We start from the raw sequence: 16530 nt of genomic DNA, 5'->3' as shown, positions 1-16530 counted from the left end.
TTTCTATTCTAATTATCCGGAAATAATGCTTTTTTTAAAAAAACTAACTCTAAGTCAGACTAAAGACAAAAGGGTTTAAAGGGTTTAAAGGGTTTGAACGTTGCCTCCAGGCACCCGGCTTTCCGCGGGCAGACCGCCCTCGACGCCTTTGCGCCTATGGGGTCTCACCTATACACGCTTTTCCGCAAGGAGTCTAGCACACTCGCTCCAATCAACTTTGTTTCAAAATTTAGATAGAACCCCTTTGTCTACAAACTGATTTATATCCTTTTTTTCTTTTTATTCAACCATATAATTAATCCAATTATTGCTATAAATAAAATTAATATGTCTATGTTGTACATAGAAAATAAATTTCGATCAGCTATTATTACTGAGGACATCCTGATTATAAAACCTAGACATATCGAAATAAGTACAATTATTACTCTTTTAAAACTCCTTTCCTTAGTTTCCATATTTATCTTGACCTCCCGCATATAGTTATATAGTACGATATTATACAAATACAACCAACAGCAGGCAACATTGAAATGAGCAAACCTATTGCTCATCAAGCTAAACTAACAAATACCCAATTAGGAAAGATGGTAAAGGCTCATCAAAAGGGAACAACATCGTTAAGCATCGTAAGAACTCTTGTGTTTGCAGGTGGCCCAAACGCACCAGCAGGAGTAGCTACTGCACTGGCATCAGCACTTGCTGGCAGTCCTAATAGTTTAATAGCAGCATATTATTCCGGAAAACACGCTTATCATATATCAGTCTATGCTAGTGGTAATAAAACAAGTTTATCTAAAATAACGTATATATATTACACAAAGTCAAATCTTTCATTTAGAGGCCCTCATTAATTAATCTATCTCGATCCTAGTACTACAGAGGAAATGGCGCTTTCCATAAATACAAAAACCAAGAATGCTTATTCAAAAGCATTCTTGGTCTTGTTATTTGCCGTACTTTATTTGATTTTAACTTTTTATGACAACACCTTACTATATATCCCGTTCCTATTAAAGCCTTTAATTTACCTTTTTCGATCCTTTCCAATGGATTTCCCTTAAACGATATTTTTGCAGTTTTCCCGTTGCCGTTTTCGGTAAAGACTCTACAAATTCAACTTTTGTCGGTGCTTTAAAGTGAGCCATTTTTGAGCGGCAAAAGGTAATGATCTCATTTTTCGTCACTTCCACATTGGGGTGCAGTACAATGATTGCCTTAGGCGTTTCACCCCATTTATCGTCTGGGATGGCAATAACCGCCGCCTCCAATACATCAGGATGTTTATACAATACCCCTTCCACTTCAGTCGAAGAAATATTTTCTCCTCCCGAAATGATTAAATCCTTTGCCCTGTCCTGTATTTCAATATATCCATCAGGATGGGTAACTGCCAGATCCCCAGTGTAAAACCAGCCATCCCTAATGGCTTCGGCCGTCCTTTCCGGATCCTTATAATACCCTTCCATGACAACATTTCCGCGAGTGATGATTTCCCCTAATTCCTTCCCATCCCAAGCGACCTCTTTCCCGCCTTGATTGACCACCATCGTTTCCCCATTAAAAACCAATTCAATACCTTGTCTTGCCTTTATTATGGCTTGTTCTTCCGCTGATTTAGCTTCAAATTCATCGTTCCACTCGTTATATAGGATAAACGGGGAAGTTTCCGTTAATCCATAGACATGTATCATATTCAAACCAAGGATTTCCTGAGCTTTATGAATAAGCGCTGCTGCTGGAGGAGCACCTGCCGTTGCCATCCGTGGCCGTACCTTGATATCAGTATCTTTTGCTTTAGGATCATTCACTAGCATATTGACGACAGTTGGTGCTCCACATAACAATGTAATATTATGCTGTTCGAATAAATGGAGGATATGAGGGGGATCAACTTTTCTTAAACATACATGAGTCCCGCCAGCAGCCGTGATCGCCCATACGCCGCCCCACCCATTGGCATGAAACATTGGCAGGGTATGGAGGTACACATCATCATGCTTTAAACCAAGATGATATATGAAATTGGCAGCATTCATGTAATTCCCGCGATGTGTCAACATTACCCCTTTTGGTTTCGATGTCGTTCCGCTCGTATAATTAATAGTCAAAAGCTGATTTTCATCGATTTCACCCTCTGGCAGTCCAACTCCATCATTTGCATGCAGGATGAAATTCTCATAGTCTATTCCAGGTAAAGTGGTTTCATGCCCTTCAACAGGCACGATAATGATTTTTTCCAATGATAATTCAGTTAAGATTTTCTCGATTGGAGCCGTGAATTCCTCATCGACTATTAATATTTTTGAATCGCTATGCTTGATAATATATTCCAAATCCTCAGCAGAAAGCCGGTAATTCAATGGCACCATGATCGCACCGATTTGACAAATGCCATAAAAGCATTCCAGCATATAATGAGTGTTTGGCAGCATTACTGCAATATGGTCGTCTTTTTCAATTCCTGAAGAAAGCAATGCTTTGGAAAGTTGATCGACCCGGTTCCCGAATTCTCTGTATGTATACTCTTTCTCTTCATCGATGACAGCCACTTTATGAGGATAATATTTTACGGCCCTGCGCTTCCAATCCATGGGGGTTAATGGTGAAAACATTTTACCCAACTCCTTCTATTATTATTTTCATTGCTTATATTTATTTAAATGAAGCGCAATCCTCTGCCTGGTTCGTTAATCATGAAGAGTCACTGAGAAAAAATCCTTAGATGACTAAGTCCGTTTCACCTGACCTTTAGACCACCGGTGAATGGAAAAAAAGCGAAAACAGAATAAATTTATGGGTATGGTTAAAAACAAAAAGTTTGTGAAAACACTTATAGTTAATTGACTTTTCTGATAATTCACCCCCTAAAAGCAGTGAGATTAGAGAAGAATTCACTGCTTTATTAAAAAAGGACCAGTTGAGATGAACGATGATGCTTTTTCTTTCTATTATAATGGAACCATTACCCTTTAGTAAGACTATATTTTATTCTCTAAACATGACGACACATGTTCGGTTAGTTTCCCCACGATTTGTTTAAGGCGTACGGTTTCCTCTTCATTTAAGACGCTATAAAAGTCACGAAAGATTTTGGCGAAACACATATTGATGGAATGATAGGTTTCTCGTCCACTTTCGGTGGATTGAATGTAAACGACCCGGCGATCATCCTCACTATGTACCCTTTCAATCAAATTCTTCCGTTCGAGCCGGTCAATTAGTGCAGTTCCAGCAGCAGGTTTGATCTTCAAATGATTCGAAACATTTTTGGCAGCCATGGATCCGTCCAAGACTATTAATTGCAGTGCGCGAAACTGTACAGAAGTCAAATCGTATTTAACCAATAACGGTTCCACCAATTCCTGTGAGAGTCTGCTTAGCTCTTTAATCTCAATATGTAAATTATACAATTCACTTGAATTCATGTTTGACAATCCTTTCTTATTGACAACTATCTATCTAAAACTATAACATAATTAACGTATCAAAAAATTAACCATGCGAATTAAATTGGTTATTGATTTCCAAAGAGAAAGAGAGGCTGTCCATGTCAGCAGAACAACGAAAAAAGATCATAATCCTCATGATCAATATGTTTATAGCAATAGGAAGTTTCGGTATCATCATTCCCATTTTACCTGCATACCTTGCCTCCATTAATCAAGGCGGAACAGCCGCCGGCCTAATGATCGCCATTTTCGCAGGTGCTCAACTTATCTTTTCGCCAATTGCGGGGAAATGGACTGACCAATTTGGGCGCAGAAAAATGATTATTTATGGATTGGTCGGTTTGACTTTATCCATGTTTATTTTTTATGCAGTCAATTCTATTTGGTTATTGTATGCTTCTCGTATAATCGGTGGAATTGGAGCCGCTTTGCTTATTCCAGCAATATTTGCTTACGTTGCAGATATCACAACATTTGATCAGCGGGCTAAAGGTAATAGTTTAGTATCTGCCGCCATGTCACTGGGAATTGTAATCGGTCCAGGGATTGGTGGATTTTTAGCTGATTTTGGCTTAAAGTTTCCATTTTTGATTTCTGCGCTAGTATCATTATCAGCAGTGGTCTTTTCTATTTTTGTTTTAAAAGAAAGCGAAACGGCACAAGTTGCCCAAACTACGGAAGCCAAGAATGAATCGATGGTTCGCAAGATTGCCTTATCTGTAAAAATGCCTTATTTCATCCCACTGATCATTACACTTGTAATGAGCTTTGGATTAATGGCATATGAGTCAGTAATTGGTCTTTATCTTGATAATCAATTCAATTCAAGTCCTAAGGACATCGCCGTCATGGTTACAGCTACCGGAATCGTCAGCGTAATCGTTCAACTGTTTGTCGTTGACCGGATTGTACGCCGTTTCGGGGAAATTAATGTGTTGAATATCTTTATCAGTGTTGCAGCCATCGGTTTCCTCCTATCACTTTTTGCTTCAAGTTACCTGATTTTCTTTTTAATCTCACTAATCATCTTCCTTTCCACATCCATCTTACGTCCAGTTCTGAACACGCTGATTTCGAAGATGGCAGGGAATGAGCAGGGCTTTGCAATGGGTATGAATAATGCATATATGAGCATCGGAAATGTGCTTGGACCCACTCTTGCCGGAATGATGTATGATGTCCACATCACCTATCCGTTCATGTTAGGCCTTTTCCTCTTAATCATTACATTAATGATCACCATGGCTTGGCAAAAACGATCTCTTCATTCGAAGGCATTATCCTAGAGCTGAAGAAAGCAATATCCTTTTAACACCATAAAGAAAAACCCCCGGATAGCGGTCACTATTCGGGGTTTTTTTATGATGTTTATTATCCTATCCTCTTGTAATCGTGATCCTCCAAAACTGTTTATTCACGAGTAAAACGTTCGAATACCAGAGTAATTGCTTTAAATTCACGAGTAAATGTACGAATCTCACGAGTATTTGCTCAAAATTCACGAGTAAACGTACGAATCTCACGAGTATTTGCTCAAAATTCACGAGTAAACGTTACAAATACACAAATTCGCTTCCAACTTTCGAATATTTGCTCCAAACTCTTGTGTTAATAGCTCAAATCATACGTAACGCTCGAATTCCAGAGATGCTCCGTAAGTCTGTTAGGTAGCTTTTTCCCTAATAAACCGGAATTCGTGTAAATGACCACAATAAAAAGCGGCCCTTTTCCTCTAAAAAGGCCGCTTTTTATACAGTGCTTCTCATTCCATATTGTTATAAGGGGAAAATGAATTTCATTTAATATAAACGGCTTTCTTCCCTTTACTGCTTTCAAAAGCCGCATCGATGATTCTAATGACGGAAAGGCCCTCCTGAGCAGTGACCGGAGCTTTTTTCCCATTCAAAATACTCTCAGCAACTTCCTGGTAATACGTTAAATAAGAACCATGTTGAGTTTGAATGGTTTCATGTGTTTCATTTTCTCCTTCAATCGTAACTAAGTGACCATAAAATTCAGGATCATCTGCACCCCAAGAGTCATCCAACGGTTTTTTCCCCTCACTTAAGGCTGCCTCTTGGCAATCAAGACCGTACTTGATAAATGATCCTTTACTTCCATGCACCTGAAAGCGCGGTCCATTAACAGGAACGATTGAGCCTGAATGCAATATTACTCTCAGCTTTTCATACGCTAATATCACATGGAAATAATCATCCGTTTCGGCATTCTCTTTTTGCGAAAATACATCAGCCCATACGAATTGCGGCAACCCAAACAAATTCAAGGCTTGATCGATGAGATGTGACCCTAAATCATATAACATACCTGATCCCGGGCCTGGCTTTTCTCTCCATCTATCCCTGACCACCGGCCTGAATCGATCATAATGTACTTGGTATGTATTGATTTCCCCAAGCACACCATCATTGATAAGTTTTTTTACCGTCAAAAAGTCATTATCCCATCTCCGGTTATGATAGACGCTTATTAGGAGTTTCTTTTCCTCGGCAATCTTAATGAGCTCTTCTGCCTCCCAGGCCTCCACTACCATAGGTTTCTCCAAGACGACATGTTTACCTGCTAACAAGCTTTGTTTGGCCATTTCAAAATGCAACCCGCTTGGTGTCGTAATAACCACCAAATCAATGGATCCGTCTTCAAGAATTTCATCCAAGCTTCCTACCACTTCCACGTCCTTCAAATCTTTTTGGACTTTTTCCTGTTTGGAACTGACTACTTTCGCTATTTGAAATTGCCCTAATACACTAAGTAAAGGCGCATGAAATGTAGCTCCTGACAATCCGTATCCCACTATACCCACTTTAATTTTTCTCATTTTCGTTCCCACTCACTTTCTTGTTCAATCTAAAAAACATGCACTTACCTTTATTACACTTCAGAATATTTTTCTCTCAGAAACTTTACAGACTGATTAATTAATTCTTCCAAAACATTGATGCTAATATCTGCCACTTTATTGATGTACACACAGCCTTTTCCGGAAGTGTATTTTCCAAAAGCCTGCAATAATTCTCCCCTTTTTATGTCACCCGGAGCAAGATATAAACTTATTTTTGCTTTTCGAGGTGAAAAGCCGACTAGGGGGGCATCGCCTTCGTGACCAGATTCATATTTATAATGATAGGTACCGAACCCTATGATACTCGGTCCCCACATCTTTGCTTCAAAACCTGTCGTTTTTGTGAATATATCCAATAATTCATATGCATCTTCACGCTTTTTAAGATTATCGACTCTCTCAATGAACTCAATGACACTGCTGTCTGTTTCCTTGGTTTTTTGTTGATACATGATCGGAACCACTCCCATACTAAAAAGTAGTAAAATTAAAAGGTTATCCTATGCTCTAAACTTAGAGGTTGACATTTATGTATGCAGCTACAGCTTAAACAAATCTTGAGGATCATTTCTGTTGTTGGGTTTACAGGAAATCACAGCCATTTACAATAGATAATATGGAAATCCTGACTCTTCAAATGAAAGACTGAAGAAATTCATTGATAGCCTTTACCCAACGCCCTTAATATATTATAGAACATCGATTCGTTTTATTCTAATTTCAGAGCAGAGTATATATAGATAAATCTTCAATATTATATTTGTCCCTAATATGACACCACTATTTTTGGCAGATTCTTGATTTCTCATTAAAATCACTACGACCAGATTGGATTCAGGGGCACAATACTGATCGTAGCGTATCCATATATTCACATTCATAAACCAGTAGTTTTATATAAGTAGAATTGGAAGGCACAATACAGTTTATCCCAAACCCTATTGTCTTCGGATCTTTTCAATTTCATCAGCTATGAATTGTACCTGCGTCCCTACAATGACTTGAATGCTTTGAGGACCAACGATATTAATTCCTGCAACCCCTGTCGAGTTGATTTTATTCTGATCGACAGCTCCCATATTCTCCACTTCAACTCTTAAACGGGTAACGCAATTATCAACAGAAATTACATTATCGTCTCCGCCTAATGCCTCATAAATCGCAGAAGCCATAGCAAAGAATTTACTCTCATTAGACTCGACTTCACTGCTGGCCGCTTGTACATGCTCTCCTCCACCTTCAAGCCCATCATCTGGGTCATCAGCTCTACCAGGAGTCATTAAATTGAACTTGGCGATCAAGAAGCGGAATAAGAAATAGTAGATGACAGCAAAAACCAGGCCTTGAAGCAGTAGCATATAGGGTTCATTTGCCAAGGGCAACCTTGAACTCAAAACAAAGTCAATAAATCCAGCACTAAAACCAAACCCTGCTGTCCAATGGAAAGTTGCAGCAATAGCTAACGAAATTCCGGTCAATAAGGCGTGCACCACAAAAAGGGCTGGTGCAACAAACATGAAGGCAAATTCCAATGGTTCAGTAACTCCTGTAAAAAATGAAGCGAATCCCGCTGCGAGCATTAATGAAGCCACTTGTTTTTTCTTCTTGGTTTTTGCCGAATGGTACATGGCAAGAGCTGCAGCAGGCAAACCGAACATCATGACAGGAAAGAATCCCGCTTGGTACATGCCTGTGGTTCCTTTTATTCCCTTTCCTGCCCAGAAATTGCCGATATCATTGAGTCCTATTACATCAAACCAGAATACGGAGTTTAACGCATGATGTAAACCCGTTGGAATCAACAGCCGATTGAAGAACCCATAGAGTCCCGCTCCAGCCGCACCTAATTCACTTATACCTTCACCAAATATAACTAACCAGGAGTAGATAAGCGGCCAAACGAAGAATAATATAAGGGAAACCAGCAACATAGCAACAGCAGTAAGTATGGGGACAAGCCGTTTACCACTAAAGAAAGCGAATGCATCTGGCAGTTCGACCTTACTAAACCGATTATACATAGAGGCTGCGATAAGTCCAGAGAGAATTCCGACAAATTGATTTCCTATTTCCTCAAATGCTGGATTAACATCTTTAACATCGACTCCCTGCAGCATAGCTACTGATTCTGTCGAAAGCAATGTCGTTACGACTAGATACGCTACTAACCCGCTCAAAGCGGCTGATCCGTCTTTACCTTTCGACATCCCCAATGCTACCCCTACAGCAAACAGGATAGACATATTGTCAATGATGGAAGAACCAGCTTTGATTAAGAAAGCCGCTAATGGACTTCCCGCTCCCCATCCTGCTGGGTCTATCCAATAGCCGATCCCCATCAAGATGGCTGCTGCCGGCAATACGGCTACTGGAAGCATCAAGGAACGACCAATTTTTTGAAGGTATTTTTTCATCCCGCTTTCCTCCTGACCATTACAGATTTAGGGTAAACCCCATATTCTATTAGACAACGCTTCCTTCCATTTTAGAACTTCATTTCATATATTAATTTTCATATAAACATTAACTCCTCCTTCAAGTGATCCCAAAAAAAAGAAAAGTCCAAATTGACTTTTCTTTTTTTTACCTTTTATTTATAGAGCAAGTAATGTTTGCGAACCTTTTTAAAAGCATCCTGCGTTACTTGATATTCTTTCATGATTTCATTTACTGATGAACCATCTTCAATTCGTGACCTTACCCAGCCATTTCCAATCAATAGACTGAAATTGTTTGCTTTGAGGAATTCAAAATCACCAGGATATAAATCATGAATGGTCTTGATGATGTGAAGTCCAGTAGGTACGGCTTTGAATTCCTCTCTATCCGTTACATAAATTTCAACCCCATGGCTTAGTGTACCTGCATGCTTTGAGAACATAGGTGTAAAAGAGGCTGCCCTGAATTTTACGCCAGGTAACCGTAATGCATTTAATTTCCCGGCAAGTTCATCGCTGTTTATATAAGGAGCACCAATCAATTCGAATGGTTTTGTCGTGCCTCTGCCTTCCGAGACATTCGTCCCCTCGATTAATCCTGTAGCGGGATATACGAATGTAGTGGAAACTGTCGGCATGTTCGGTGATGGCATGACAAACGGGAGCCCCGTATCGTCATAATCCATATCTCTCTTCCAGCCTTTCATTTGGATGACCTTTAGATCTGCTCCAATATTAAATTCCTTATTGAACAACATTGCGAGTTCCCCAACTGTCATTCCATGCTTAAGCGGTATGGGGTACAAGCCAACAAACGATGAGAATTCAGATTCAAGTACCGGTCCATCCACCGACTCCCCGCCTTGTGGGTTCGGACGGTCGAGCACGATAAAGGGGATATCATTTTCTTTTGCTGCTTCCATTGCATAAGCCATCGTGTAAATGTACGTGTAATAGCGTGTTCCGACATCCTGGATATCAAATACAAGAACCTCAACATCTTTTAACATTTCAGGCGTCGGTTTTTTCGTTTTACCATATAAGCTATAAACGGGTAACCCTGTTTTTTCATCTATATAATATTCCACACTTGCACCAGCTTGCGCATCTCCACGTACTCCATGTTCGGGACCAAATAACGCCGTCAACTGAATATCCGGATCGTCATGAAGTAGATCGACGATGCTGTTTAATTTAGAATCGATGCCAGTTGGATTCGTAATCAATCCGACTTTTTTTCCTCTTAACACGTTCTTTTCTTCTTTTAAAAGGACTTCAATTCCAGTACTGACTTTTTGTTTTTTCTTCTCTTTGACAGCCGTTACACTTTTTGAGGAAACGATACCGAAAGAAAGCAGACAAATGGAAAATATGATCATGATTCTTTTCAATTTGTTTCCCCCTTATTTATTAATGGGTTTTCCTGATTTTATATCTAATCCATATCCAAATTTATAAAGACTTTCAGAGGGTTTAGTCACTGATGGAATATCGACGGGTAAAGTGCCTTTAGGTTTTGATTCTCCAAAAATCGTCGAGATGCCTGCAGGAATATTAGGCTGTCGATAACGCCCATTAGAATAACCTTTATATCCATATACAGCAAGCACCGCTTTCGCTTCCTCAAAGTTTGCAACGTCATAAGGGTTTCTTAAACTCATTAAAACAAATTCTTTATCTTTCTTCTTCGCTTGATTCATGACCGCTCTTGGAAAGGCTGTTGCCCACTTTGAAGGCTCTTGAATGCTATCATCGATCACACCATCCTTGATAGCCGGATCGTTTTTGACAATATAGGAACCAGTTATGACAAAGTCTGTCTCATCAATAAGTCTTGCCACTTGATCTGTAAATGATTTTCCCGAGAAACTCATACCCGATACTTGCACTTTTTTTATTTTCTTTTTCTCAGCTAATTCGCTGATGCTCCTTTTCATTGATTCAACTTGGTCATCAAAAGGAGCAAGAACTAAAACTTTATCATTTTTCTTAGGTTTGAACGGCAATGTTCTGCCTTCATTTTTCAATAGAGTGATGGCATCCTCCGCGATTTCCCTTTCTTTTTTCAAATGATCTTTATTTCCGACCACTTGAAGCGCGGTTTTGATTTTTTTATCGATTGGCGTTTTATCAGGGTTTAAAATCCCTCTTTTCTTTTTTAAATTCAGTATCCTCGTTACAGATTGATTCACTTGATCTAGAGGAATTTCCCCGCTTTCCACTGCTGCCTTCACCGCATTGAATACAGAGGTGATATTTTTTTCCATTTGAAGCGAATTTACTTGTGCAGGCATCAAGGCAATGTCGACTCCCGATTTCAGGGCAAGGACCACGGCTTCTTCCTGTCCGAAATTGTCTGCAATGGCTTGCATATTTAGAGCATCTGTAACCACAACGCCGTCAAAACCCATTTCTTCACGTAATAGACCTGTGATGACCTTATGTGACAATGTTGCAGGAACCATAATTTCTTGTCCGTCTTTTTTACTGATATACGTAGTGTCATCGAATGAAGGAAATTGAACATGTGCAGTCATCATCATATCCACTCCAGCATCGATGGCTCTTTGAAAGGGAACCAACTCGATGGAACGCAACCGCTCTTTATCATGAGAAACAAGAGGGAGACCATAATGACTATCGACCGCTGTATCTCCATGGCCAGGGAAATGCTTGGTGGTTGCTATCATGTTCTGATTTTGCAATCCTTTTATCGTCTGAATGCCAAGCTTTGATACAAGTTCTGGATCAGAGCTGAAGGATCGAACGCCAATAACTGGATTTCCGGGATTATTATTGACGTCGACAGACGGACCAAAATTCACATTTATGCCGAGTGACGATAGTTCCCGTCCAATAATTTCTCCAGTTTTATAAGCGTAACTCTCTTCTCTGGCTGCACCAAGTGCCATATTACCAGGAAGGTTCGTTCCAGTTTGAAGACGAGTTACGATTCCTCCTTCCTGATCAATCGTTATGAACAGCGGAAGGTCTGGGCTTGCCATCTGTAAACCATCGGTTAGCCGTACCGTTTGTTCTGTATCGACTACATTCTCAGCAAACAGGATCACACCGCCTAGATGATACTTTTTAATGATGCTTGCAACTTCAGCGTTCATTTCAATGAACCCTGTGGCCCTCCCTTCTCCTTCTTTCTGCCAATTACGAAAATCCGGCATGAGCATTTGACCGACTTTTTCATCCACCGTCATGTTTTCTACGATCTCCTGAATATCCAATGCTGGTTTTTCATTCTCTAAACCCTTTGCTGTCGCATTCCCACCAAGAAAGGATATAACCAAGAATACTGCAATCCCAGCAGAGGCCCATTTTTTCTTTAACATTAGGGTTCCTCCTTTATACTTTTTTAGTTCTTGTATCAACACTTCCATGCCCACTACAATGAAAGAGTTAAAAAAGAAAGGAAAGTACCTGTATGGATCCTCTAAAGAAAACAGGCGGAATCCACGATCATTTCAGCCGCCTTTCTTTAACACGCCTTCATGTCAAAATGGGAGATACCCCGCTTACCCCAGAATCATTGATCGTTGGAACTCACTGGCCTTCACTTTTCAGAACTATGGATTGACCAGGTTTTAGAAGGGCCAGCAGGGGCAGATCTTCTTCTATAACTTGCCCTATCACATTGACTCGATGATCTTCCCCCATATCTTTCTTGCAAATTTGAACCTCTCCCCGATACCGTCCGTATGCGTCATTGTCCATCGTTATGGATCCAAGGCTGCGTGCAACTGTATTACTCGGCTCAATATTCGCTGTGACCCGGGTATTTTGCAGCCGGTAAACATGTTGAGAAACATCTGGCCTCAATTTGTACTGACGGCTGTGCAAAATTCCGGATTCCATTCTAATAGATAGAATATTTTGTTTTTTGTAGGCCGATAGATTCTCAAGTAAATCATTCTCCGTTCCTTGATCTCCAACGAAAACTCCTTCGACATATTGAAACAGCTCAACACCGGCAGCGTAAGGATTCATCAGCCTGTGTTTTTCAAGCGTCGGGAGCCCGTCATGCAAAGGCCCGCGTTTATTCCCTGCACCCGGGATAAAAGCAAAAATCGGTATCCCGTATTTCTTGAACATCCGATTTTGTTCATGAAAGAATTCTTCCTCAAGGCCCGTTTCACGCCTTGGATAAAAGTTATGCCAAGCTATCAATCTTTCCGGTTCCACTCCGCTTTGAAGCACGGCTAGAAGTTCATCTTCAGTCAACGTACTTGCGTTTAGTGAAAGGGAAAATATCTTTGACAAAGATGTAACCGTTTCTTGGTCAAACCCATCATCAAGCCGAATTCCTTTAACTCCTAATGGCAATAAATCCGTTAATTTACAGATTCCCAAATGATCGAGCGTGTTTAATGAGACATCTGCATGAATTTCCATTCCATAAGATTCCGAGAGCTTTAAAAGTTCGATCATTCTCTTTACGAGATCACCCTTCTCTTCAGGAATATGAAGCGAGGTAAACGCTCGCTTCACTCCTATGTTAGCAGCATGAATGATTTGGGCTTCTGCATGTGGATCCTGTAGATAAAAAGAGATTCCAATCACTTGAATTCAACCGCCATTTCATCTTTAAATCCAAACAAATAGGTAAAAATAAATCCTGCTACGTAGGATAGGAGCAATCCAGCCAAAAACAGTCCGATTTGATTAGCATGCACTAAAAAGGTAAGCGGCAGTCCAGATACACCGATGGCCGATGTCGCAATTCCGAAATGAGCTTGGAATGCTCCCCCTACTCCTGCACCTAAACAGGCGGTTAAAAAAGGCCTGCCAAGTGGCAGCGTCACTCCAAATATAAGGGGTTCGCCGATACCAAGCATTCCTGACGGAAGTCCGCCGCCGATTGCTCTTTTTAAACTCGCTTTCTTTGTTTTCATGTAGATGGCAAATGCCGCGCCTACTTGGCCCGCACCTCCCATGGCCAAAATGGGAAGAAGGGGATCATCTCCAATCGAATTGATCAATTCTAGATGAACAGGCGTCAAACCTTGATGTAAACCAGTTATGACAAGAGGAAGGAAGGCCGCACCAAGCACGAATCCAGCTACAACACCACCGAAATCCAATACATTCAATAACCCTGTCGTAATGGCATCCGATAAAAATCCGCCTACCGGCATAAACACAATGTACGTAACAATCCCAGTAATGAGCAAAGCGAAGGTTGGCGTCAAAATGATATCCAGTGATTGTGGAATGAATTTCCTGACCTGTTTTTCCACCAAAGCTATAAATATCGCGGCAAAGAGGACTCCTATTAACCCTCCGCGGCCAGGGAGCAAATTTTCACCGAATAATGATATGTCGCCGACGGCCGGATTGATGACCAAGATACCCGCCAGTGCCCCAAGTGCGGGGGAACCACCGTATTCCTTTGCTGCATTCGTCCCCACCAAAATTCCCAAGTAGGCAAACAACCCAGATCCGATAACGGTTAAAATGATAGCTACTTGCGATTCTGCTGCAAGCCAGCCCGCTTGAACGATCGCTTTTGTAATTCCGGTTATCAAACCTGATGCTACTAATGCGGGAATGAGAGGAATGAATATACTTGCAATCCTGCGTAAGAATAGTTTAAAAGGTTTCGCGTTTTTCCTATTAATCTCTGATTTGTTCTTCGAGGCCATTTCTTTTAAGTTCAAGCCGTCAGAAAACGCTAAAAGCTTTTCGAATTCTGTATGAACCTTATTCACCACGCCTGGTCCTAATACGATTTGTATCGTTTCTTCTTCAATAATACCAAGAACGCCTTCCGTATTTTTTATTTCTTCCATGTTTATTTTTGAACGATCGATTGGCAATACCCTTAGTCTGGTCATGCAATGTGCTGCTGATGCTACATTTGATGCCCCGCCCAATTTCCCCAATAACTCTTCTGCTAAACTGGTGTACTTATCTCCCTTGCCCATTCAAAAGCCCCCTTTTCCAATATTTCGAAATGTTCATTTATATCGATCTGTCATCGATTTAATTGCAGCTTTTGTGTTATCAATATATTGGACAGTTTCTTCATATTGCTCTGAAGCCATCCCCAAAAACAAAATATCAATCATATATAACTGTGCCAATCGTGAGGATGTTGCAGCACTTCGAAACGGTGCTTCATTTGAAAAGGATGTATATAGCGTCGCATCACACAACGAAGATACCGTTGTTTGACCAAAATGAGTCAGTCCGATCGTTTTGACCCCACGTTCTTTTGCTAGCTTCAGGATATTGACAACTTCAGGTGTTTCACCGGAAAATGAAATGGCAAAAACAATGTCATTTACATCAGCATTGGCAATCAAGGTTGCAACTAAATGCATATCTGTAAAAGCCGTTGCCCCTCTATTGATTCGAAGCAATTTTTGCTGGGCGTCTGCAGCGACAATATGAGAGGCACCCACTCCACAAAAGTGGACGGTTTTAGCGTTCAGCATCAGCGTAATCGCATGTTTGAGATTGTTGTGATCGATGATTTCAGATGTGTCGCGAATGGTCTGAATCGAATTACTCGTCGTTTTTTCTACAATCCGATACAGTGATTCCAAAGGCTCGATATCCCGGTAGCCCTGTTCAACAGTCTTCATCAAGTCTCCAGCTATCCGTATTTTTAAATCTTGAAATCCTTTTACTCCGAGCGATTTACATAACCTAATAACGGCAGCCCCGCTTGTTTTAGCAGAAGTACTCAATTCCTGTACAGTGCTATTCACCACTTCATGAGGATTTTGAAGAATATATTCTGCTAGTTTTTGTTCCGATTGCGGGAGCTTGCTCAACATCGTCTGTATAATGGATAATCCTCCTGTAGCCATTGCACCTCTCCTTAATCTTCATAGATCGAGATGGCTTTTCTGACATCTCCATCCGCTTTTTCTAGTAACTCCATTGCTTTAACATAATCTGTTGACGTTTTTATCATGACAATTGCTGGTTTAACTTGATTATTTGCTTTTTCAAGCATTTTAGAGGCATGATCATAATCAGTATCCGTTACAGTTTCGATCATGCTGATGGCACGATCCTTCAGTTTTTGATTGCTTACCTTTACATCAACCATCAGATTTTCATACACTTTTCCCACTCGGATCATGGTAGCTGTTGAAATCATATTGAGGACCATTTTCTGAGCGGTTGCCGCTTTCATCCTTGTGGAACCTGTTAAAACTTCTGGTCCGACCACCACTTCAATCCCTATATCAGCTTCTTCTGTGATGCTCGCATTTTCATTGCACGATAAAGCCACCGCTTTTGCCCCAACTTTTCTTGCATAACGTAAAGCCCCTCTCACATAAGGGGTACGGCCGCTTGCCGCAATGCCAATAACCGTATCATCCGCTGTAAGATCCACGTCCATTAAATCACATTCCCCAAACTCTTCTTTATCCTCCGCTCCCTCAATGGCCCGAACAAACGCCTTTTCCCCTCCTGCGATTATTCCCAGCACCATTTCAGGTGGTACGCTGAAAGTCGGCGGACATTCCACGGCATCAAGAACACCGAGTCTTCCGCTCGTTCCTGCACCAATGTATATGAGTCTCCCTCCTTTCTTTATCGATTCACAAGCCCATTCAACTACTGTTCTAATTTCCGGCAAAACTTCCTGGACGGCTGCTGCCACTTTTAGATCTTCCTTATTGATTGCTGAGATGATTTCCAACGTATTCATGCGATCGATGTTCATCGTCCCTTCATTTCTCAATTCAGTCGTTAATGAACGCAGATGTTCTTCCATAGACAAATAAGTCCTCCTATTATTCTTCTC

At 40.8% G+C, this 16530-nt stretch carries 14 protein-coding genes; 2 read left to right on the top strand and 12 right to left on the bottom strand.

Annotation, left to right across the window (positions count from 1 at the left end; genetic code table 11):
• The first annotated feature begins 533 nt into the window (after positions 1-533).
• Positions 534-854 (top strand): hypothetical protein, encoded by a 321-nt coding sequence (locus ACFWE9_RS20925; protein WP_230156294.1) that lies wholly within the window; start codon positions 534-536, stop codon positions 852-854.
• A 168-nt stretch (positions 855-1022) separates the two neighbouring features.
• Here ACFWE9_RS20925 and ACFWE9_RS20920 read toward each other — a convergent pair whose 3' ends face one another.
• Together ACFWE9_RS20920 and ACFWE9_RS20915 are read right to left on the bottom strand one after the other, a co-directional pair.
• Positions 1023-2615: a long-chain-fatty-acid--CoA ligase gene (locus ACFWE9_RS20920; RefSeq protein WP_230156296.1), complete on the bottom strand. Its 1593-nt coding sequence runs from the start codon at positions 2613-2615 to the stop codon at positions 1023-1025.
• 366 nt (positions 2616-2981) lie between these two features.
• On the bottom strand, positions 2982-3428 hold the full coding sequence (locus tag ACFWE9_RS20915; RefSeq protein ID WP_230156298.1) for a MarR family winged helix-turn-helix transcriptional regulator: 447 nt from the start codon (positions 3426-3428) through the stop codon (positions 2982-2984).
• Between the two features lie 122 nt (positions 3429-3550).
• On the opposite strand from ACFWE9_RS20915, the gene ACFWE9_RS20910 reads away from it, so the two are divergent.
• On the top strand, positions 3551-4738 hold the full coding sequence (locus ACFWE9_RS20910) for an MFS transporter (protein WP_230156300.1): 1188 nt from the start codon (positions 3551-3553) through the stop codon (positions 4736-4738).
• A gap of 90 nt (positions 4739-4828) precedes the next feature.
• Here the strand turns inward: ACFWE9_RS20910 and ACFWE9_RS20905 are convergent, their stop codons facing one another.
• The 10 genes from ACFWE9_RS20905 to murQ all read right to left on the bottom strand — a co-directional run bounded on the left by ACFWE9_RS20905 (position 4829) and on the right by murQ (position 16500).
• Positions 4829-4975, bottom strand: a complete 147-nt coding sequence (locus ACFWE9_RS20905) for a hypothetical protein (RefSeq protein ID WP_377358580.1) — start codon at positions 4973-4975, stop codon at positions 4829-4831.
• A gap of 272 nt (positions 4976-5247) precedes the next feature.
• Complete coding sequence (locus ACFWE9_RS20900) at positions 5248-6291, bottom strand: oxidoreductase (protein WP_230156304.1); 1044 nt, start codon at positions 6289-6291, stop codon at positions 5248-5250.
• Positions 6292-6344: 53 nt separating this feature from the next.
• Positions 6345-6767 carry a DUF1801 domain-containing protein gene (locus ACFWE9_RS20895; protein WP_230156305.1) on the bottom strand — a complete coding sequence of 141 codons (423 nt, stop codon included), beginning with the start codon at positions 6765-6767 and terminating at the stop codon, positions 6345-6347.
• A 486-nt stretch (positions 6768-7253) separates the two neighbouring features.
• A complete protein-coding gene (nagE, locus tag ACFWE9_RS20890) occupies positions 7254-8729 on the bottom strand; it encodes an N-acetylglucosamine-specific PTS transporter subunit IIBC (protein WP_230156306.1) in 1476 nt (491 codons plus the stop codon).
• A 176-nt stretch (positions 8730-8905) separates the two neighbouring features.
• A complete protein-coding gene (locus ACFWE9_RS20885) occupies positions 8906-10144 on the bottom strand; it encodes an exo-beta-N-acetylmuramidase NamZ family protein (protein WP_377358578.1) in 1239 nt (412 codons plus the stop codon).
• 12 nt (positions 10145-10156) lie between these two features.
• A complete protein-coding gene (locus ACFWE9_RS20880) occupies positions 10157-12097 on the bottom strand; it encodes a glycoside hydrolase family 3 protein (RefSeq protein WP_377358576.1) in 1941 nt (646 codons plus the stop codon).
• Between the two features lie 211 nt (positions 12098-12308).
• Entirely contained in the window at positions 12309-13325 is a 1017-nt protein-coding gene (locus tag ACFWE9_RS20875; protein WP_377358574.1) for a MupG family TIM beta-alpha barrel fold protein, read from the bottom strand.
• Positions 13322-14689, bottom strand: a complete 1368-nt coding sequence (locus ACFWE9_RS20870) for a PTS transporter subunit EIIC (RefSeq protein WP_377358572.1) — start codon at positions 14687-14689, stop codon at positions 13322-13324. Before ACFWE9_RS20870 ends, ACFWE9_RS20875 begins: the two co-directional genes overlap by 4 nt.
• A 33-nt stretch (positions 14690-14722) precedes the next feature.
• On the bottom strand, positions 14723-15580 hold the full coding sequence (locus ACFWE9_RS20865; RefSeq protein WP_230156311.1) for a MurR/RpiR family transcriptional regulator: 858 nt from the start codon (positions 15578-15580) through the stop codon (positions 14723-14725).
• An 11-nt stretch (positions 15581-15591) separates the two neighbouring features.
• On the bottom strand, positions 15592-16500 hold the full coding sequence (murQ, locus tag ACFWE9_RS20860; RefSeq protein ID WP_377358583.1) for an N-acetylmuramic acid 6-phosphate etherase: 909 nt from the start codon (positions 16498-16500) through the stop codon (positions 15592-15594).
• Between the last annotated feature and the right edge of the window lie 30 nt (positions 16501-16530).

The sequence above is a fragment of the Peribacillus sp. NPDC060253 genome, assembly GCF_042727425.1.
GTDB lineage: Bacteria > Bacillota > Bacilli > Bacillales > DSM-1321 > Peribacillus.
Note: the sequence above shows the minus strand (reverse complement) of the source record. Positions and strands in the feature narration are given on the sequence as shown.